Annotated in this window: 17 protein-coding genes; 6 read left to right on the forward strand and 11 right to left on the reverse strand. The window is 70.3% G+C overall.

The window, feature by feature from the left end:
* Nucleotides 1–150: 150 nt before the first annotated feature.
* The 5 genes from gap to uvrC form a co-directional block, all read right to left on the reverse strand.
* Entirely contained in the window at nt 151–1,158 is a 1,008-nt protein-coding gene (gene gap / locus ACI1MP_RS12025) for a type I glyceraldehyde-3-phosphate dehydrogenase (protein WP_380339488.1), read from the reverse strand.
* Nucleotides 1,159–1,390: 232 nt separating this feature from the next.
* The gene (gene whiA / locus ACI1MP_RS12030; RefSeq protein WP_043910002.1) at nt 1,391–2,371 is read right to left on the reverse strand and encodes a DNA-binding protein WhiA; all 981 of its coding nucleotides are present in this window, start codon (nt 2,369–2,371) and stop codon (nt 1,391–1,393) included.
* On the reverse strand, nt 2,362–3,417 hold the full coding sequence (gene yvcK / locus ACI1MP_RS12035) for a uridine diphosphate-N-acetylglucosamine-binding protein YvcK (protein WP_380339490.1): 1,056 nt from the start codon (nt 3,415–3,417) through the stop codon (nt 2,362–2,364). Before yvcK ends, whiA begins: the two co-directional genes overlap by 10 nt.
* A 61-nt stretch (nt 3,418–3,478) precedes the next feature.
* Nucleotides 3,479–4,363, reverse strand: a complete 885-nt coding sequence (gene rapZ, locus ACI1MP_RS12040; protein WP_369880792.1) for an RNase adapter RapZ — start codon at nt 4,361–4,363, stop codon at nt 3,479–3,481.
* On the reverse strand, nt 4,360–6,351 hold the full coding sequence (gene uvrC / locus ACI1MP_RS12045; protein WP_380339494.1) for an excinuclease ABC subunit UvrC: 1,992 nt from the start codon (nt 6,349–6,351) through the stop codon (nt 4,360–4,362). The genes rapZ and uvrC overlap by 4 nt, the downstream gene beginning before the upstream one ends.
* 185 nt (nt 6,352–6,536) lie before the next feature.
* Between uvrC and ACI1MP_RS12050 the strand changes: the two genes are divergently transcribed.
* Nucleotides 6,537–6,968, forward strand: a complete 432-nt coding sequence (locus ACI1MP_RS12050; RefSeq protein WP_404868649.1) for a hypothetical protein — start codon at nt 6,537–6,539, stop codon at nt 6,966–6,968.
* Between the two features lie 29 nt (nt 6,969–6,997).
* Here the strand turns inward: ACI1MP_RS12050 and ACI1MP_RS12055 are convergent, their stop codons facing one another.
* A complete protein-coding gene (locus ACI1MP_RS12055) occupies nt 6,998–7,411 on the reverse strand; it encodes a Rieske (2Fe-2S) protein (RefSeq protein ID WP_380339500.1) in 414 nt (137 codons plus the stop codon).
* A gap of 124 nt (nt 7,412–7,535) precedes the next feature.
* Nucleotides 7,536–10,412 carry an excinuclease ABC subunit UvrA gene (gene uvrA / locus ACI1MP_RS12060; RefSeq protein ID WP_380339502.1) on the reverse strand — a complete coding sequence of 959 codons (2,877 nt, stop codon included), beginning with the start codon at nt 10,410–10,412 and terminating at the stop codon, nt 7,536–7,538.
* 238 nt (nt 10,413–10,650) lie between these two features.
* Here uvrA and ACI1MP_RS12065 point away from each other — a divergent pair, with 238 nt between their 5' ends.
* Nucleotides 10,651–11,403, forward strand: coding sequence for a maleylpyruvate isomerase family mycothiol-dependent enzyme (locus ACI1MP_RS12065; protein ID WP_404868650.1), 753 nt, complete (start codon nt 10,651–10,653; stop codon nt 11,401–11,403).
* Between the two features lie 47 nt (nt 11,404–11,450).
* A complete protein-coding gene (locus ACI1MP_RS12070) occupies nt 11,451–12,104 on the forward strand; it encodes an MBL fold metallo-hydrolase (RefSeq protein WP_404868651.1) in 654 nt (217 codons plus the stop codon).
* A gap of 48 nt (nt 12,105–12,152) precedes the next feature.
* Here the strand turns inward: ACI1MP_RS12070 and ACI1MP_RS12075 are convergent, their stop codons facing one another.
* The 3 genes from ACI1MP_RS12075 to uvrB all read right to left on the reverse strand — a co-directional run bounded on the left by ACI1MP_RS12075 (nt 12,153) and on the right by uvrB (nt 16,216).
* Nucleotides 12,153–13,133 (reverse strand): TerC family protein, encoded by a 981-nt coding sequence (locus ACI1MP_RS12075; protein WP_404868652.1) that lies wholly within the window; start codon nt 13,131–13,133, stop codon nt 12,153–12,155.
* 234 nt (nt 13,134–13,367) lie between these two features.
* Nucleotides 13,368–13,949, reverse strand: a complete 582-nt coding sequence (locus ACI1MP_RS12080; RefSeq protein WP_404868653.1) for a TerD family protein — start codon at nt 13,947–13,949, stop codon at nt 13,368–13,370.
* A 176-nt stretch (nt 13,950–14,125) separates the two neighbouring features.
* Nucleotides 14,126–16,216: an excinuclease ABC subunit UvrB gene (uvrB, locus tag ACI1MP_RS12085; RefSeq protein ID WP_043909990.1), complete on the reverse strand. Its 2,091-nt coding sequence runs from the start codon at nt 16,214–16,216 to the stop codon at nt 14,126–14,128.
* 76 nt (nt 16,217–16,292) lie between these two features.
* Here uvrB and ACI1MP_RS12090 point away from each other — a divergent pair, with 76 nt between their 5' ends.
* Complete coding sequence (locus ACI1MP_RS12090) at nt 16,293–16,841, forward strand: hypothetical protein (RefSeq protein ID WP_404868654.1); 549 nt, start codon at nt 16,293–16,295, stop codon at nt 16,839–16,841.
* Nucleotides 16,842–16,862: 21 nt separating this feature from the next.
* On the opposite strand, the gene zapE is transcribed toward ACI1MP_RS12090, so the two are convergent.
* Nucleotides 16,863–17,819 carry a cell division protein ZapE gene (gene zapE / locus ACI1MP_RS12095; RefSeq protein WP_380339639.1) on the reverse strand — a complete coding sequence of 319 codons (957 nt, stop codon included), beginning with the start codon at nt 17,817–17,819 and terminating at the stop codon, nt 16,863–16,865.
* 190 nt (nt 17,820–18,009) lie between these two features.
* Between zapE and ACI1MP_RS12100 the strand changes: the two genes are divergently transcribed.
* Nucleotides 18,010–18,786: a pyrimidine reductase family protein gene (locus ACI1MP_RS12100; RefSeq protein WP_380339514.1), complete on the forward strand. Its 777-nt coding sequence runs from the start codon at nt 18,010–18,012 to the stop codon at nt 18,784–18,786.
* A 128-nt stretch (nt 18,787–18,914) separates the two neighbouring features.
* Nucleotides 18,915–19,379 carry an indole-3-glycerol phosphate synthase gene (locus ACI1MP_RS12105; RefSeq protein ID WP_100589749.1) on the forward strand — a complete coding sequence of 155 codons (465 nt, stop codon included), beginning with the start codon at nt 18,915–18,917 and terminating at the stop codon, nt 19,377–19,379.
* The last annotated feature ends 99 nt before the right edge of the window (nt 19,380–19,478 follow it).

Consider the following 19,478-nt stretch of genomic DNA (forward strand, 5'->3'; position numbering starts at 1 on the left):
CCTCGATGGATGGATCGGCAGGCGGCGACACGGGGCAGCGCATCACCGGGAAGGGTAGGACGGACGAGGGTGGGCGCAGCGGCAGGGCCCGGTCGGCGGTGACAGCCGTCCGGGCCCTGCCCCTTACGTCACGTCAGCTACCGCTGGGAGTCAGAGCTGCTCGCCGATGATGGCGACCAGGTCGACGAGGCGGTTCGAGTAGCCGAACTCGTTGTCGTACCAGCCGAGCACCTTGACCTGGTTCCCCTGAACCATCGTCAGCTTCGAGTCGAAGATGCAGGAGTGCGGGTCGTTCACGATGTCCGAGGACACGATCGGGTCTTCGGTGTACGCCAGGATGCCCTTCAGCGAGCCCTCCTGGGCGGCCTTCTGGAACGCGGCGTTGACCTCGTCCTTGGTGACCTCGCGCTCCAGGGTGACCACCAGGTCGGTGATGGAGCCGGTCGGGACCGGGACGCGCAGCGAGGTGCCGTCCAGCTTGCCCTTCAGCTGCGGCAGCACCAGGGCGGTGGCCTTGGCGGCGCCGGTCGAGGTCGGAATGATGTTCTGCGAGGCGGCGCGGGCGCGACGCAGGTCCTTGTGCGGGAAGTCCAGGGTGACCTGGTCGTTGGTGAAGGCGTGCACGGTGGTCATCAGACCCTTGACGATGCCGAAGTTCTCGTCCAGCACCTTCGCCATCGGCGCCACGCAGTTGGTGGTGCAGGAGGCGTTCGAGATGATGTCGTGCGCAGCCGCGTCGTACTTGTCGTCGTTGACGCCCAGCACGATGGTGATGTCCTCGTCGGTGGCGGGCGCCGAGATGACGACCTTCTTCGCACCGGCCGCCAGGTGCTTCTTCGCACCCTCGGCCTTGGTGAAGATACCGGTGGACTCGACGACGATGTCGGCGCCCAGCGCGGCCCAGGGAAGGTTGGCGGGGTCCCGCTCGGCGGTGACCTTGAAGGTGTGGCCATCGACCGTGATGGTGTCCTCGGTGTGCGAGACCTCGCCGGGGAAGGTACCGAGAGTGGTGTCGTACTTGAGCAGGTGAGCCAGCGTCTTGGTGTCGGTCAGGTCGTTGACGCCGACGATTTCGATGTCGGCGCCCTGCGCCTTGACCGCACGGAAGAAGTTGCGGCCGATGCGGCCGAACCCGTTGATGCCTACCCGGATCGTCACGAACCGATCTCCTTACAGGTACGCCGGGCCGGAGCCCGACGGGGGTGAAATTTTGGGTTTTCCCCGACCACTGCTGACCCTACCTCCCCCAAGTGTCGCAAGGCACATCGCCTCACCGGTAGGGCGCAAGGGCCCAGATGGCCGAAAGGAGCGTGCGGGCTTGTCCGCGGCGGATGCCGCGTCATGCTCCGCACGCCCCTTCGGGGTTGCGTTCCGGGAGGCTGACGGCCTGTCAGTTCAGGGCCATCTCCTCCGTGAGGTTGGCCTCGGTGTTGGGCAGGCCGAGTTCGGCAGCACGCTTGTCGGCCATCGCCAGCAGGCGACGGATCCGGCCCGCGACCGCGTCCTTGGTCAGCGGCGGGTCGGCGAGCGCGCCGAGCTCCTCCAGCGAGGCCTGCTTGTGCTGCATGCGCAGCGCGCCGGCCGCCGCCAGGTGCTCGGGCACCTCCTCGCCGAGGATCTCCAGCGCGCGGGCGACCCGGGCGCCGGCCGCGACCGCGGCGCGGGCCGAGCGGCGCAGGTTGGCGTCGTCGAAGTTGGCCAGCCGGTTGGCGGTGGCCCGCACCTCGCGGCGCATCCGGCGCTCCTCCCAGGCCAGCACCGACTCGTGCGCGCCGAGGCGGGTGAGCAGCGCGCCGATCGCGTCGCCGTCGCGGATCACCACCCGGTCGACGCCGCGCACCTCGCGGGCCTTGGCCGGGATGCCGAGCCGACGGGCCGCGCCGACCAGGGCCAGCGCCGCCTCCGAGCCCGGGCAGGTGATCTCCAGCGAGGAGGAGCGGCCCGGCTCGGTGAGCGAGCCGTGCGCCAGGAACGCACCGCGCCACGCGGCCTCCGCGTCGCAGGTCGCACCGGACACCACCGCCGGGGGCAGGCCCCGGATCGGCCGTCCGCGTCCGTCCACCAGCCCGGTCTGCCGGGCCAGCAACTCGCCGTCCTTCACCACCCGCACCACGTACCGGCTGCCGCGACGCAGCCCGCCGGGGGCCATCACCACCAGATCCGAGGAGTGTCCGAAGATCTCCAGGAGGTCCTTGCGCAGCCGCCGTGCCGCAATGCCGGTGTCCAGCTCCGCCTCGATCACGATGCGGCCGCTCACAATGTGCAGTCCGCCCGCAAAACGCAGGATCGCCGAGACCTCCGCCTTGCGGCAGCAGGCACGGGTGACGGGAAGCCGGGAGATCTCGTCTTTCACCGCTGCCGTCATCGCCATGGGCCGATCCTTCCATGAGTCCGGAAAATCCGGTCGTACGCCGCGGCCAAGAGCTCCGGGTCGTGTCGCGGGGTGCCGTCGGCGCGGGCCACCCGGTCGAGCACCAGGGCGGCGCCCATCCGCTTCGCGGCCTGCTCCAGGCCCGTCAGGTCGGCGATCCCGAAAGCGCCTCCGCTGACGGCCCGCTCATCCACCAGGATCGCATCCACCGCGAGGTCCGGAGCGTGGTCGGCGATCACCTCCAGGTGGCGCTGCGGGGTGAAGCCCTCGGTCTCGCCGGGCTGCGGCGCCAGGTTGAGGGTCAGCAGCCGGCGGGCCCGGGTCTCGACCAGGGCCTTGGCCAGCTCCGGCACCAGCAGGTGCGGCAGCACGCTGGTGAACCAGGACCCGGGGCCGAGCACCACCCAGTCCGCCTCCAGCACCGCCTGCACCGCGTCCGGGACGGCCGGCGGCTCGTCCGGCAGCAGCCGGACCGACTGCACCGTGCCGGGCGTCACCGCCACCGCGGCCTGGCCGCGCACCGCCGTCACCTCGCCCGGTCGCAGCGGGTCGTGGCCGCGCACCTGCGCCTCGATGTCCAGCGGCACCGCGGACATCGGCAGCACCCGGCCCTGCACGTTCAGCAGCCGGCCCACCCAGTTCAGCGCCTCCACCGGGTCGCCGAGCTTCTCCCACAGCGCCACGATCAGCAGGTTGCCGACGGCGTGGCCGCCGAGCTCTCCGTTGCCGGTGAAGCGCTGCTGGATCACCTCGGACCAGGTCCGGCCCCAGTCGTCGTCCCCGCACAGCGCGGCCAGCGCCTTGCGCAGGTCGCCGGGCGGGAGCACGCCGAGCTCGGCGCGCAGCCGCCCGCTGGAGCCGCCGTCGTCGGCGACGGTGACGACGGCGGTCAGCTCGGTGGTCAGCCGGCGCAGCGCGGACAGCGACGCGGACAGGCCCTGACCGCCGCCCAGGGCGGCGATCTTCGGCGCGCCGGGACGCTGCCCGGAGGTCCGCTCGGCAGGTCTGGTCCGGAGCTGCTGCCGCGCTGGCACGTATCCCGTCACGCCGACCCCATGTTCCTGTCTCGTGCACGGCCGGGGCGGCGGTACGGGTGGTTCCCGGCCGCTACTCCCGGCCCATGTCCCGGTGGACCAGCACCGTCTCGACCCCGTCCGCGATCAGACGTTTCGTCAGCTGCTCGGACATCGCGACACTGCGGTGTTTGCCTCCGGTGCAGCCTACGGCAAGCGTCATGTAGCGCTTCCCCTCGCGGCGGTAACCCTCGGTGATGATCCGCAGCAGCTCGGTGTAACCGTCCAGGAAGGGCTGCGCCCCGGGCTGCTGGAACACGTACTCTGCCACGTCCGGATCGGTTCCGGTACGGGCCCGCAGCTCCGGAACCCAGTGCGGGTTCGGCAGGAAGCGGCAGTCCACCACCAGGTCGGCGTCGACCGGCAGGCCGTACTTGAAGCCGAACGACATCACGGTGGCGCGCAGCTCCGGCTCGTCCTGGCCGGCGAACTGGGCGTCCATCTTGGCGCGCAGCTGGTGCACGTTGAGGTTCGAGGTGTCGACCACCAGGTCGGCCTCGCCGCGCAGCTCGCGGAGCAGCTCGCGCTCGCGGGCGATGCCGTCGACGATCCGGCCGTCGGCCTGCAGCGGGTGCGGGCGGCGCACCGACTCGAAGCGGCGCACCAGGGCGTCGTCGGAGGAGTCCAGGAACACCACCCGCAGGCGGACGCCGCGCTTCTCCAGCTCCTCCAGCGAGGTCAGCAGGTCGTCGAAGAACGTGCGGCCGCGCACGTCGACCACCACGCCGATCCGCGGCACCGCGCCCTGCGAGCGGGCCCCCAGGTCGACCATGGTGGGAATCAGCGCCGGCGGCAGGTTGTCGACCACGAACCAGCCGAGGTCCTCCAGGCACTTGGCCGCGGTGGAACGGCCCGCCCCGGACATGCCGGAGATGATCACCAGCTCGGGGGTGCTCTCTCCCCCGTTGGACACAGTCACGTCTCTTCCCCGCTTCTCGGTACTGCTGTGGCGCTACTGTCTTCGATGATCTCGCCGGTCGCGGTGTTCACTGCGAATGCGGCAGGTGTACGGGAGGCCAAGGCTGCGGCAACAGTCTCGGCCGTCCGGCGCCCGATCCCCGGGACCTCGCACAACTCGTCGACGGTGGCCGCGCGGAGCTTCTTCAGCGAACCGAAGTGCTTCAGCAGGGCCCGGCGGCGAGTCTCGCCGAGGCCGGGGACGGAGTCCAGTTCCCCCGCCGTGAGCCGCTTGGCCCGCTTCGAGCGCTGGTAGGTGATGGCGAACCTGTGCGCCTCGTCGCGCACCCGCTGCAGCAGGTACAGGCCCTCGCTGGAACGCGGCAGCACCACCGGGTCGTCCTCCCCCGGCAGCCACACCTCCTCCAGCCGCTTCGCCAGGCCGCACACCGCGACGTCGTCCATGCCCAGCTCGTCCAACGCCCGCTTCGCGGCCGCGACCTGCGGCTGCCCGCCGTCGACCACCAGCAGCTGCGGCGGGTACGCGAAACGCTTCGGGCGGCCGCTCTCGTCGATCAGCGACTCGCCCTCCTCCGGGACGGCCCACTCGCCGGTCTGCTCGCGCTCCTGGAGGTAGCGGCGGAACCTGCGGGTGATCACCTCGTGCATCGAGCGGACGTCGTCCTGGCCCTCGAAGCCCTTGATCTGGAACCGGCGGTACTCGCTCTTGCGGACCAGGCCGTCCTCGAACACCACCATGGACGCCACCACGTCCTCGCCCTGCAGGTGCGAGATGTCGAAGCACTCGATCCGCAGCGGCGCCGAGTCCAGCTCCAGCGCCTCGGCGATCTCCTGGAGCGCCCGGCTGCGGGTCGTCAGGTCCGAGGCGCGCTTGGTCTTGTGCAGCGCCAGCGCCTGCTGGGCGTTCCGCTGCACCGTCTCCATCAGGTCCTTCTTGTCGCCGCGCTGCGGCACCCGCAGATCGACCTGGGCGCCGCGCAGGCCCGACAGCCACTCGTGCACGGCCTCCTCCGGCATCGCCGGCACCAGCACCTCGCGCGGCACCTGCTCGGTGCCCGCGCCGTACAGCTGCTGCAGCGCGTGCTCGACCAGGCCCGCCGTGTCCACGTCCTCGACCTTGTCGGTCACCCAGCCGCGCTGACCGCGCACCCGGCCGCCGCGGACGTGGAAGATCTGCACGGCCGCTTCGAGCTCGTCCTCGGCGACCGCCAGCAGGTCCGCGTCGGTGCCGTCGCCCAGCACCACCGCGTTCTTCTCCATCGCGCGCCGCAGCGCCCCCAGGTCGTCGCGCAGCCGGGCCGCCTTCTCGTACTCCATCTCGGCGGCCGCGTCCTGCATCTGCAGCTCCAGGCGGCGCAGGTAGTTGCCCGTCCGGCCGGCCATGAAGTCGCAGAACTCCTCGGCGAGTTCACGGTGCTCGGCGGCGGTCACCCGGCCCACGCACGGCGCCGCGCACTTGCCGATGTAGCCCAACAGGCAGGGCCGGCCGACCTGTTGGGCCCGCTTGAACACGCCGTTCGAGCACGTCCGCACCGGGAACACCCGCAGCATCAGGTCGACCGTCTCGCGAATCGCCCACGCGTGCCCGTACGGGCCGAAGTAGCGCACGCCCTTCTTGTGCGCCCCGCGCATCACCTGGACCCGCGGGAACTCCTCGTTCAGCGTGACCGCCAGCTCCGGGTAGCTCTTGTCGTCCCGGTACTTGACGTTGAACCGCGGGTCGAACTCCTTGATCCAGGAGTACTCCAGCTGCAGCGCCTCGACCTCGGTGGACACCACCGTCCACTCCACCGACGCCGCGGTGGTCACCATCGTCGCGGTACGCGGATGCAGGTTCGCGACGTCCTGGAAGTACGAGGACAGCCGCTGCCGCAGGTTCTTCGCCTTGCCGACGTAGATGACCCGCCCGTGCGTGTCACGGAACTTGTACACCCCGGGCGAGAGCGGGATCGCCCCCGGAGCCGGACGGTAGGTGGACGGGTCAGCCATGCTCCTACCGTACCGACTGGCGCCGACACCTCGCGGCGATCACCAGCAACCGGACTCCTCCTGCCACGGACATCTACCACTCCGACCGGCTGTCCGCGGCAGATCCGCGAAACCGGACCCGGCCGGGCCGTTCTCCGCGAATCTGCGGTCGACCGATGTCAATGCCGCCCGGGAGAAGGACTGCTGTGAACGACCAGCCCCTGTTGGCCAACCCCGACCATTGGAGCGAGTTGGCCGGACTGCACCACTGGCGCACCCGGGCCTTCGTCGACCACCACGAGGAGCGCATCAGGCGCACCCAGCTGGAACACGACCTGCGGTCGATCGCGGCCATGGCCGCCGACCTGGCGGACCGGTCCAAGCGGATGCCGTGCTTGCTGCGCACGACGGTCGGGGAGGAACGGACCGTCTACCACTCGGCCGACGCCCCCTGCGGCCGGGTGACCGGCAGGGGGCGCAGCATCGAGTCGTTCACCCGGGTCCCCGAGGACCGAGTCGCGTACGCCGACCCCAAGTGGCGCTACATCTTCGTCGACCGCTGCTCCGCCTGTGGGTGGGACGACGCCGCCAGGGCCTACGGTCGGCGGCTGCTCGACACCAAGCTCCGTACGCAGTAGCGGATCGGGGCCCCGCCCCTGACGATGCGTCAGCCCTTGGTGACCTCCAGGTTCCCGTTCTGCACCGCGACCTGGTACTCCGGCAGCGGCTTCGGGGCCGGGCCGTCCAGCACCGCGCCGTCGGTGATCGCGAAACGGCTGCCGTGGCACAGGCACTGGATCTGTTCCTTGGCCACGCCGTTGACCAGGCAGCCGGCGTGGGTGCACTTCGCGCTGAAGGCCTTGTACTGGCCTGCGGTCGGCTGCGTCACGACGACGGCCTGGTCGCGGTACACCTTGCCGCCGCCGACCGGGATGCCCGCGGCCGAGCCGAGATCGATCGGGCCCGCGGACTTGGTCTCCTCCTTGCCGCCGTTCGACGAGCAGCCGGCCGCCGTGGCACCCGCCAGTGCAACGGCCGCGCAGCAGAGGACGGTACGACGGGACGCGACGGGCTCGGACATCGGGAACTCCTCGGTGCGGGGAAGGGCGCCAGCAACGTAGCACGCACAACGAGGTCCGCCCGGGGAGCCTCGTGCTCTCCCCGGGCGGACCTCGTTGACGCCCGCCGCCCGCCTTCGCGGGGGGCTACTTCTTCTTGCGCTTCACCGGCGTCGCGTCCGAGACGCCCGGGAGGATGTCCCTCAGGAACTTGCCGGTGTGGCTGGCCGTGGAGGCGGCGACCTCTTCCGGCGTGCCCTCGATGACGACGCTGCCGCCGCCGGAACCGCCCTCGGGGCCCATGTCGACCAGCCAGTCGGCGGTCTTGATGACGTCGAGGTTGTGTTCGATGACGATGACGGTGTTGCCCTTGTCGACCAGGCCTTCGAGGACCTTGATCAGCTTGCTGATGTCCTCGAAGTGCAGGCCGGTAGTGGGCTCGTCGAGGACGTAGACCGTGCGGCCGGTGGAGCGCTTCTGGAGTTCGGCGGAGAGCTTGACGCGCTGGGCCTCGCCGCCGGAGAGGGTGGTGGCGGGCTGGCCGAGGCGGACGTAGCCGAGGCCGACCTCCTTGAGGGTGCGCAGGTGGCGGGCGATCGCGGGGACGGCCTCGAAGAAGTCGAGGGCCTCCTCGATCGGCATGTCGAGCACCTCGGAGATGGACTTGCCCTTGTAGTGGACCTCCAGCGTCTCCCGGTTGTAGCGGGCGCCGTGGCAGACCTCGCAGGGGACGTAGACGTCCGGCAGGAAGTTCATCTCGATCTTGATGGTGCCGTCGCCGGAGCAGTTCTCGCAGCGGCCGCCCTTGACGTTGAACGAGAACCGGCCGGGCAGGTAGCCGCGGACCTTGGCCTCCTGGGTCTCCGCGAACAGCCGCCGCACGTGGTCGAAGACGCCGGTGTAGGTGGCCGGGTTGGAGCGCGGGGTGCGGCCGATCGGCGACTGGTCGACGTGCACGACCTTGTCGACCAGGTCGGTGCCGGTGATCCGGGTGTGCCGGCCGGGGACGCTGCGGGCGCCGTTCAGCTCACGGGCCAGGTGGGTGTAGAGGATGTCGTTGACCAGCGTCGACTTGCCGGAGCCGGAGACGCCGGTGACGGCGGTGAAGGTGCCGAGCGGGAAGGCGACCGTGACGTCCTTGAGGTTGTGCTCGCGGGCGCCGTGCACCACGATCTGCCGCTTCTTGTCGCGCGGGCGACGGGCGGCCGGGATCGGGATGGCGCGCTTGCCGGCCAGGTACTGGCCCGTCAGCGACTCGTCGTTCTTCAGCAGCTCCTTGAGCGAGCCGGAGTGGACGACCTTGCCGCCGTGCTCGCCGGCGCCGGGGCCGATGTCGACGATCCAGTCGGCGGTCTTGATGGTGTCCTCGTCGTGCTCGACGACGATCAGGGTGTTGCCGATGTCCCGCAGTCGGACCAGGGTCTCGATCAGGCGGTGGTTGTCGCGCTGGTGCAGGCCGATGGACGGCTCGTCCAGTACGTAGAGCACGCCGACCAGGCCGGAGCCGATCTGGGTGGCGAGCCGGATGCGCTGGGCCTCGCCGCCGGAGAGGGTGCCGGCGGCGCGGTTCAGCGAGAGGTAGTCGAGGCCGACGTCGACCAGGAAGCGCAGCCGCTCCAGGACCTCCTTGAGGACCCGCTCGGCGATCTTCTTGTCGCGGGCGTCGAGGCGGAGCGCACCGAGGAAGTCCGCGCAGTCGTTGATCGACATGGCGGAGACCTCGGCGATGGACTTCTCCATCACGGTGACCGCGAGGACCACCGGCTTGAGCCGGGTGCCCTTGCAGGTCGGGCAGGGCACCTCGCGCATGTAGCCCTCGAAGCGCTCGCGGCTGGAGTCGCTCTCCGACTCGGAGTGCCGCCGCGTCACGAACGGGACGGCGCCCTCGAACGCGGTGGTGTAGGAGCGCTCGCGGCCGTACCGGTTGCGGTAGCGCACCTCGACCTGGGTCTTGTGGCCGTACAGCAGGGCCTTGCGGGCGCGGACCGGGAGCCCGGCCCACGGGATGTCGGTGCGGAAGCCGAGTTCGCCGGCCAGCGCGTTGACCAGCCGCTGGAAGTACTCCTTGGTGGCGCCCTGCGACCACGGGTGGATGGCGCCCTCGTCGAGCGACTTCTCCGGGTCGGGGACGAGCAGCTCCGGGTCGACCTCCATCCGGTTGCCCAGGCCCGAGCAGTCGGGGCAGGCGCCGAACGGGGAGTTGAAGGAGAACGACCGCGGCTCCAACTCCTCGAAGGAGACGTCGTCGTAGGGGCAGTAGAGGTGCTCCGAGAACATCTTCTCGCGCTCGGGGTCGTCCTCCGGGAGGTCGACGAAGTCGAGCACCACCATGCCACCGGCCAGCTTGAGGGCCGTCTCCACCGAGTCGGTGAGGCGGCGCTTGGCACTGGACTTCACGGTGAGGCGGTCGATGACCACCTCGATGGTGTGCTTCTCCTGCTTCTTGAGCGTGGGCGGCTCGGTCAGCTGGACGGTCTGGCCGTCGACCCGGGCCCGGGCGTAGCCCTTGGACTGCAGGTCGGCGAAGAGGTCGACGAACTCGCCCTTGCGCTCCCGGACCACCGGGCTGAGCACCTGGAACCGGGTGCCCTCCTCCAGCGACAGCACCTTGTCGACGATGGCCTGCGGCGACTGCCGGGCGATCGGGCGGCCGCAGTGCGGACAGTGCGGCTTGCCGATCCGGGCGAACAGCAGGCGGAGGTAGTCGTACACCTCCGTGATGGTGCCGACGGTGGACCGCGGGTTGCGGCTGGTGGACTTCTGGTCGATCGAGACGGCCGGGGAGAGTCCCTCGATGAAGTCGACGTCGGGCTTGTCCATCTGCCCGAGGAACTGCCGGGCGTACGACGACAGCGACTCGACGTAGCGCCGCTGGCCCTCGGCGAAGATCGTGTCGAAGGCGAGCGAGGACTTGCCGGACCCGGAGAGGCCCGTGAAGACGATGAGGGAGTCCCGGGGCAGGTCGAGCGAGACGTTCTTGAGGTTGTGCTCGCGAGCACCGCGGACGACGAGGCGGTCTGCCACTGCTACTGGCGCCTTTCTCCGGGTCGAAATGTGAGGTGTGCTTCTTCCAGGATGCGCCCGCCAGCGTACTAGCTCATCTGTTCGAATACCGAACCTGTCCAGCGGGGTCCACCCAATTGAGTGAACGGCACCCGCGGCCGACGGTAGCGTCAACGACTGACAACCGTTCCGGGCAACGGCCCGGGCCGGTCGAGAACCGCCCGGAACCGCTCCACCGACCGTCGAAAGGCACCACCCGATGAGCGACGCGACCACCGCAGCCGAGCAGTTGCGGGCCACTGTCGAGAGCACCGACGTCCTGCTGCACACCCTGTCCGAGCTGAAGCCCGAAGACGTGTTCGAACCGTCCGGGCTGCCCGGCTGGACCCGCGGCCACGTGCTGGCGCACATCGCCCGCAACGCCGACTCGCTGGTCAACCTGCTGACCGGCGCCCGTACCGGCCGGGACATCCCGCAGTACGCGAGCCCGGCCGCCCGGGACGCCGACATCGAGGCCGGCTCCGGCCGGCCGCTGGAGGTGCAGCTGGCCGACGTCCGGGACAGCCAGCAGCGCTTCGTGGACGCCGCCCGGCTGCTCGCCCCCGAGCACTGGCAGGCCACCCTCACCCACCGCTCCGGCTACACCTTCCCGGCCTGGCAGCTGCCCGGGAAGCGGCTGGCCGAGTTGGAGTACCACCACGTCGACCTGAACGCCGGCTACACCCCGGCGCACTGGTCGGAGCCGTTCGCGATCGCCGAGTTCCGGCGCCTGGGCACCCACTTCGGCGCCCTCGACGGCCTGCCGGTGGTCCGGCTGATCGCCGAGGACACCGGACTGGAGGCCCGGCTCGGCGGCGCGGGCGAGCCGGAGCTGACCGTCGAGGGCCCGGTCCGGGCGCTCACCGGCTGGCTGTCCGGGCGTTCGGACGGCGACGGCCTGCAGGTGCACCGGGGCCACGAGGGCCTGGTCGACGCGCGCACCGCCCTGCCCGAGCTGCCCCCGATGGGATGATGGTGCCGGTTGACGGGACACCCCCAGCGGCAGCGAGGAGCGACGTGATGACGTACCACGGAACGGTCAGGGTCGGCGGTGCGCCGGACGTCCGGGAGCTGGCCCACCTGATCATCACCAAGGTGGCGGTCGGACCGTACGACAACAACGCCTACCTGCTGCGCTGCCGGGCCACCGACGAGCAGTTGCTGATCGACGCGGCCGCCGAGGCGCCGGTGCTGCTGGAGACCGTGGGCAGCCGGCTGGCCATGGTGGTCACCACCCACCGGCACCACGACCACTGGGGCGCGCTGGCCGAGGTGGTCGCCGCCACCGGGGCGCGCACCGCGGCCGGGCGGATCGACGCGGAGGGCATCGACGTGCCCACCGACGTCCCGCTGGAGGACGGCTCGGTGCTCCGGGTCGGGCAGATCGAGCTGACCGTCCGCCACCTGGTCGGCCACACCCCCGGCGCGATCGTGCTGGTCTACGACGACCCGCAGGGCCACCCGCACCTGTTCACCGGCGACTGCCTGTTCCCGGGCGGGGTGGGCAACACCTGGGGCGACCCGGCCGCCTTCGACTCGCTGTTCCGGGACGTCAACGGGAAGATCTTCGACGTCCTCCCGGACGAGACCTGGGTCTACCCGGGCCACGGCAACGACACCACGCTGGGCGCCGAGCGCCCGCACCTGCCGGAGTGGCGCGAACGCGGCTGGTGAGCGCACGCACGAGGGCCCCCGCCGGAGCGGGGGCCCTCGTGCGTGCCGTCAGGCCTCGATCTTCTCCGGCTTGTCGGAGTCGTCCTGCTTGCGCGCGGCGATCAGGCTGGTGACGGTGGTGACCGCCAGGGTGAGCAGGATGAAGCCCAGCGACACCGGGATGCTGATCTCCGGGACGTGCACCCCGGCCTCGTGCAGCGCGTGCAGCACCAGCTTCACGCCGATGAAGCCGAGGATCACCGACAGGCCGTAGGAGAGGTGGACCAGCTTCTTCAGCAGCCCGCCGATCAGGAAGTACAGCTGCCGCAGACCCATCAGCGCGAAGGCGTTGGCGGTGAAGACGATGTACGGGTCCTGGGTGAGACCGAAGATGGCGGGGATCGAGTCCAGCGCGAACAGCACGTCGGTGGTGCCGATCGCGATCATCACGATCAGCATCGGGGTCATCAGCCGGCGGCCGTTCTCCCGGACGAACAGCTTGGTGCCGTGGTACTGGTCGGTGGACGGGACGCGCTTCTGGATCGACTTGAGCAGCCGGTTCTCCTCGAAGTCCTCCTCGCCCTCCTCCTCGGCGCGGGCCTCCTTGAGCAGCTTCCAGGCGGTCCAGATCAGGAACCCGCCGAAGATGAAGAACACCCAGGAGAAGCTGGAGACCAGCGCCGCGCCGCCGGCGATGAAGACCGCCCGGAGCACCAGGGCGATGATCACACCGAACATCAGCACGCGCTGCTGGTAGATCTTCGGCACCGCGAACTTGCCCATGATCAGGATGAACACGAACAGGTTGTCGACGCTGAGCGACTTCTCGGTGATGTAGCCGGCGAAGAACTCCCCGGCCGGCTGCCCGCCGCCGTACCACCACAGGAATCCACCGAACAGCACCGCCAGCACGACCCAGACCGCGGTCCAGATCCCGGCCTCCTTGATGGAGACCTCGTGCGGCTTGCGACCGCCGATGAAGAAATCGGCCAGGATCAACAGGGCCAGCACCGCGATGGTGCCGGCCCACAGGCCTGCGGAAACGTCCATGACTGCTCCTCCGGCAGCTAGGCGAACATCGTCACTGCCGGAGGTCTCTTCCGCCGCACGGCGCGCCCATCGGTCGGCGCCGCACGGCCAGCGCCCCGGGATGCCGCGACGGGCAGCCGTGATGACGGGGTCACTGAACGGGGAATACTCCCCTCCGCTCCCGTCGAGAGTAACAGGAACGCCAAGGGAAGGTAAAGAAGGTAAAGGGATGCCCCCGGGTCGGGCCGGTCGGGCCTACAGGAAGGGCTCGACGAACGGCAGCATGTCCCGGAAGGTGCGGCCGGTGGCGGGCGCGCCGATCGCGGTCATCTTCCAGCCCGTGCCCCCCCTCTCCACCTTGGCCATGATCTGCCCGGTGTGGGTGCCGCCGCCGGTGAGGTCGTAGCGGGCCAGCTCCTGGCCGGTGGTCTCGTCGACCAGCCGGCAGTGCGCGTTCTGCACCTCCAGGAAGTTCTGGCCGCTGTACGAGCTGACGGTGAACACGATCTGGGTGACCCGGCGCGGCACCTTGGTCAGGTCGACCAGGATGCTCTCGTCGTCCTCGCCCGCGCCGACGCCGCCGACCAGGTTGTCGCCGGTGTGCTGCACCGACCCGTCGTTGCTGACCAGGTGCGAGAAGAACACCACGTCGCTCATCGCCTTGCCGTCGTACAGCAGGGCGGACGCGTCCAGGTCGATCTCCTTCGGGCGGCGGCTGAAGAAGCCGCGCTTGCCCGGAGCGGACTTCCAGCCGAGACCCATCCGGACCACGCTCAGAGTTCCGCCGCCGGACTTCGCCAGGCTGACGCTCTGACCCTTCGCCAGGCTCACCGACACGCCGACCACCCCATTCCTCCGGGTTGCCCCCGGTCTCGCACCCGACCGGCCGTGACAGGAGCGTCCTGGCCCCACGCCGGTCGCGCACCACCCTACGCTGCCGCCCCGCCGCCCCGGTCCGGGACGGCGAGACTGTGGCAGAACCACGACATGACGGCCGTTTCGGACCGTTCGGATCAGGCCATGCCGGCCTCTCGCATCTGGCGCAGCTCGCGCTTGAGCTCCTTGACCTCGTCGCGCAGCCGGGCCGCCACCTCGAACTGCAGCTCGGCGGCGGCGGTGTGCATCCGGTCCGTCATGTCCTGGATCAGCTCGGCGAGTTCGGCCGCGGGCAGGCTCTTGGCGGGCTTGCGGTCGAGGCCCAGCGAGGGCACCGGGGCCTTGCCCTTGCCCTGCTGGCGGTAGCCGGTGGCGAGCAGCTCCTCGGTGTCCACGTCCTCGCCGGCCATGGTGGAGAGCAGGTCGCCGATCTTCTTCCGCAGCGGCTGCGGGTCGATCCCGTGCTTCTCGTTGTACGCCTGCTGGACGATGCGACGGCGGTTGGTCTCGGAGATCGCCAGGTCCATCGCCGGGGTGATCTTGTCGGCGTACATGTGCACCTGGCCGGAGACGTTGCGCGCGGCACGGCCGATGGTCTGGATCAGCGAGGTGCCGGAGCGCAGGAAGCCCTCCTTGTCGGCGTCCAGGATCGCCACCAGCGACACCTCGGGCAGGTCCAGGCCCTCGCGCAGCAGGTTGATGCCGACCAGCACGTCGTACTCGCCGGCCCGCAGTTCGCGCAGCAGCTCGATCCGGCGCAGCGTGTCGACGTCGCTGTGCAGGTAGCGGACCCGGATGTCCAGCCCGAGGAAGTAGTCGGTGAGGTCCTCGGCCATCTTCTTGGTGAGCGTGGTGACCAGGACCCGCTCGTTCTTCTCCACCCGCTGCCGGATCTCGTGCACCAGGTCGTCGATCTGGCCCTCGGTCGGCTTGACGATCACCTCCGGGTCGATCAGGCCGGTCGGGCGGATGATCTGCTCCACCTGACCGTCGCCGCGCGCCAGTTCGTACTTGCCGGGGGTGGCCGACAGGTAGACGGTCTGGCCGATCCGCTCCTGGAACTCCTCCCACTTCAGCGGCCGGTTGTCCATCGCCGAGGGCAGCCGGAACCCGTGCTCGACCAGCGTGCGCTTGCGCGAGGCGTCGCCCTCGTACATCGCGCCGATCTGCGGGACCGTCACGTGCGACTCGTCGATGACCAGCAGGAAGTCCTCGGGGAAGTAGTCGAGCAGCGTGTTCGGCGGCGAGCCCGGCTCGCGGCCGTCGAAGTGCATCGAGTAGTTCTCCACGCCCGAGCAGGTGCCGATCTGACGGAGCATCTCGATGTCGTAGGTGGTGCGCATCCGCAGCCGCTGGGCCTCCAGCAGCTTGCCCTGCTTCTCCATCCGGGCGAGGGTCTGCTCCAGCTCGGTCTCGATGTCCCGGACCGCACGCTCCATCCGCTCCGGGCCGGCCACGTAGTGCGAGGCCGGGAAGACGTAGATCGAATCGTCCTGGCTGATCACCTCGCCGGTCAGCGGGTGCAGCGTGTACAGCGCCTCGATCTCGTCGCCGAACATCTCGATCCGGACGGCGAGTTCCTCGTACACCGGGAAGATCTCGATGGTGTCGCCGCGCACCCGGAACGTGCCGCGGCTGAACGCCAGGTCGTTGCGGGTGTACTGGATGTCCACGAAGCGGCGCAGCAGCGCGTCCCGGTCGACCTCCTCGCCGACCTTCAGCTGCACCATCCGGTCCACGTACTCCTGCGGCGTGCCGAGGCCGTAGATGCACGACACCGACGCCACCACCACGACGTCCCGCCGGGTGAGCAGGCTGTTGGTGGCGGAGTGGCGCAGCCGCTCGACCTCCTCGTTGATCGAGGAGTCCTTCTCGATGTACGTGTCCGTCTGGGGGACGTACGCCTCGGGCTGGTAGTAGTCGTAGTACGAGACGAAGTACTCGACCGCGTTGTTCGGCAGCAGCTCGCGGAACTCGTTCGCCAGCTGCGCGGCCAGCGTCTTGTTCGGCGCCATCACCAGGGTGGGCCGCTGCAGCTTCTCGATCATCCACGCAGTGGTGGCGGACTTACCGGTACCGGTGGCGCCGAGCAGGACGACGTCCTTCTCCCCGGCGCGGATCCGGCGCTCCAGCTCGGCGATGGCCGCCGGCTGGTCACCATTGGGCTGGAAGGGGCTGACGACCTCGAAGGGCGCCACGGACCGCTCAATACTCGTGATGGGACGCACGCATCCACGGTACGACCGGCCACCGACAGTCCGGGGCTCGTCCCGGCTGTCGGCGGACACCGCTAGCGTGCCCGGCATGACAGAGCTGGACGAACTGGTGCTCACGCCCGACGAACGGGCCCGCGGGGTCGACATCGACCGGGTGGTCTTCGCCATGGACTGGAGCGGCGAGGAGTCGCCCGGCCTGCTCGCGGCGTTCGTGGCCGAGCGGGTACGGGCCTTCGGGGCGGACCCGGCGGACGTCGACGACACCGTCGTCCGCCGCACCGCCGAGCAGGGCCCGACGCTGCGGCGCGGCGACCTTCCCGTCCGCCAGCTCGACCACCTGTCCGCGGTGCTGGCGGGCCTCGACTGCACGCTCCTGCTGGTGCACCAGGGCGACGACGCCTACACCGTGCTGGTCGCGCGAACCGGCGAGCCGCCCGAGCTGACCCACCGGGACAGCCCGGTACTGCCGTGGGGCGCCGGGCCGACCCTGGTCTGTCTGGACTGCCCCGGCTGCGGGCAGCAGTTGGTCTGGCAGCTGCCGCCCGACGAAACCCTGGCCGGGGAGCGCTGCGACTGCGGAACGCCGCTGTTCGACGCAGACGGCCGGCCGCTGCCGGGCGTCACCCTGAACGACTGAGGCGCGGCCGGACGGGCCGGACTACTTGGCGGAGTCCCGGGCCAGCGCGACCAGCCGGGACACCGCCCGCAGGTACTTCTTCCGGTAGCCGCCGCGCAGCATCTCCTCGGTGAACACCTGGTCGAACGGCACGCCCGACGCGGTGATCGGCAGCTCCCGGTCGTACATCCGGTCCGCCAGCACCACCAGGCGCAGCGCGGTCGCCTGGTCGTCGACCTGGCGGACGCCGCGCAGGAAGACCGAGCCGATGTCGTCCAGCAGGGCGCCGTAGCGGCTGGGGTGCACCTCCTTCAGGTGCTCCAGCAGGGCGTCGAAGTCGTCCAGCGAAGCGCCCGGGGCGGTGGCCGCGCGGTCCGTCACCTCGGCGTCGGTGTACGGCGGCGGCGCGTCCGGGAGACCGCGGTGGCGGTAGTCCTGGCCGTCGATCCGCACCGGGCGGAAGTGCGAGGACAGGCCCTGGATCTCCCGCATGAAGTCGGCGGCGGCGAACCGGCCCTCACCGAGCTTCTCCGGCAGCGTGTTCGACGTCGCGCAGAGATTGACGCCGTTCTCCACCAGCCGGCTCAGCAGCGTCGACACCAGCACGGTGTCGCCCGGGTCGTCCAGCTCGAACTCGTCGATGCACAGCAGCCGGTGCGAGCTCAGCGTCTTCACCGCACCCTGGAACGTCAGCGCCCCGACCAGGTTGGTCAGCTCCACGAACGTGCCGAACGCCTTCGGCCCCGGCACGGCGTGCCACAGCGACGCCAGCAGATGCGTTTTTCCTACGCCGTACCCGCCGTCCAGGTAGATCCCCGCGGGCCCGCTCGGCGCCGGCGCGGACCGCCGGAACCACCCGCGCTTCACCGGCTCCGCACCCGCGTTCAGGCTCGCCGCGAAACCCTCCAGGATCTGCACGGCCTCGTACTGGCTCGGCTGCGAGGAATCCGGCAGGTAACTGCCGAAACTCACGCCGGCGAACCGCGGCGGCGGCACCATCTCGGCCACCAGCCGCTCGGCCGGAACCACCGGCCGCCGAGAGGCGAGGGCTGTCACGGTACGGATTTCGGACTCCGAGGCAGGTGCAGACACGGAGAACAAGCGTACAGGTGAGCGGGAGAGCCGGCGGATGCGAGACCGGGCCGCGCAGGGGGCACCCGGTGGTGCTCGCCACTGCGAAACTTGAGCCATGGAGCAACTGATCGGCAACACCTCCGGCGCCCCCGGCAGCCTGGAGTGGCTGGCCCGGGCGTACGCGTATCCGGCGGACGGTCCGTGGCTGCGGGCGAACATGGTGGCGTCGTTGGACGGCGCGGCCCGGCTCGACGGCCTCTCGGACGGGCTGTCCAGCGAGGCGGACAAGCGGATCTTCGGGGTGCTGCGCGCACTGTGCGACGTGGTGCTGGTGGGGGCCGAGACGGTGCGGGCGGAGGGGTACCGGCCGGGGCGGGCGCGGAAGGAGTTCGCCGAGCAGCGCGCCGCGGCGGGTCAGTTGCCGGCCCCGGTGATCGCGGTGGTGACGCGGAGCCTGGACCTCGACCTCTCGGCGCCGCTGTTCACCGAGCCGCTGGTCCCGACGGTGGTGATCACCACTTCGGACGCCCCGGCCGACCGGCTGGCCCGGACCGCCGAGGTCGCCGAGGTGATCACCGCGGGAACGGGCACGGTGGACCTCCCGAGGGCGGTCGCGGCGCTCACGGAGCGTGGTTGGCGGCGGCAGCTCTCGGAGGGCGGTCCCCGTCTGCTCGGCCAACTCGCGGCGGACGGTCTGCTGGACGAGCTGTGCCTCTCGGTGGCCCCGCTGGTGACGGGAGGCGATTCACCGAGGATCGTGAACGGTCCGGGAATCGCGGACGTCCGGCGGATGCGGCTGGTGTCATTGATCGAGGAGAAAGGTTTCCTCTTCACCCGCTATCTGCGGCCGACCGATCCGGACCGCTCCCCGAGCGACCCCGCGCTCACCTGAGCCACTTCCTGACCGATGTGGACCACGTGTTCCGTGTGGCGCGTGTGCAGCGTGAGGAATCCTTCCTCCGGGCACTATGAAAGGAGGGGATGCCGGACCCGGGGGCCCGCACCAGCGAAGGGACTCACGTGTTCAAGACCGTACTGATGATCGAGAAGGCACTTTCCGACGCCGACGTGGAACTCGTCACCACTCTCCACGGCGACGAGCAGGTGTCCTTCGTCGTCCTGATGCAGCCGCGCGGCAAGCAGGACGAACTGCTGCGCGCCCTGGACGATGTGGCCCTCGGCCATCTCGACCAGGCGGTGCACGAGCACGACGAGCACGACGGCAACGGGCCCAGCCTCGCCGGGGAGTCCCTGGAGCACAGCCTGCGGCACCTGCAGCGGGCCGGTGCGGAGGCGGTCGGCGAGGTGGTCGAGCAGCAGCCGCTGGTGCGGCTGCGCGAGGTGGTGGAGGAGAACCGGGCCGACGAGGTACTGGTGCTGACCTCGCCGCACTTCGTCGAGGAGTTCTTCCACCGCGACTGGGCCTCCCGCGCCCGGCACGAGGTCGGCGTCCCCGTACTCAAGCTGTTCGCCAGCGACTCCTGACCCGCCTCCCGATTAGGGCAGAATCGTCCCGTGGTCCCGCGATGCAGGCGGGACCACGGGACGACCCGTTTCCGCCTCCTCACGCCAGTACGGAGCCAG

This window comes from Kitasatospora griseola (genome assembly GCF_044999035.1).
In the GTDB taxonomy this organism is placed as follows: domain Bacteria; phylum Actinomycetota; class Actinomycetes; order Streptomycetales; family Streptomycetaceae; genus Kitasatospora; species Kitasatospora griseola.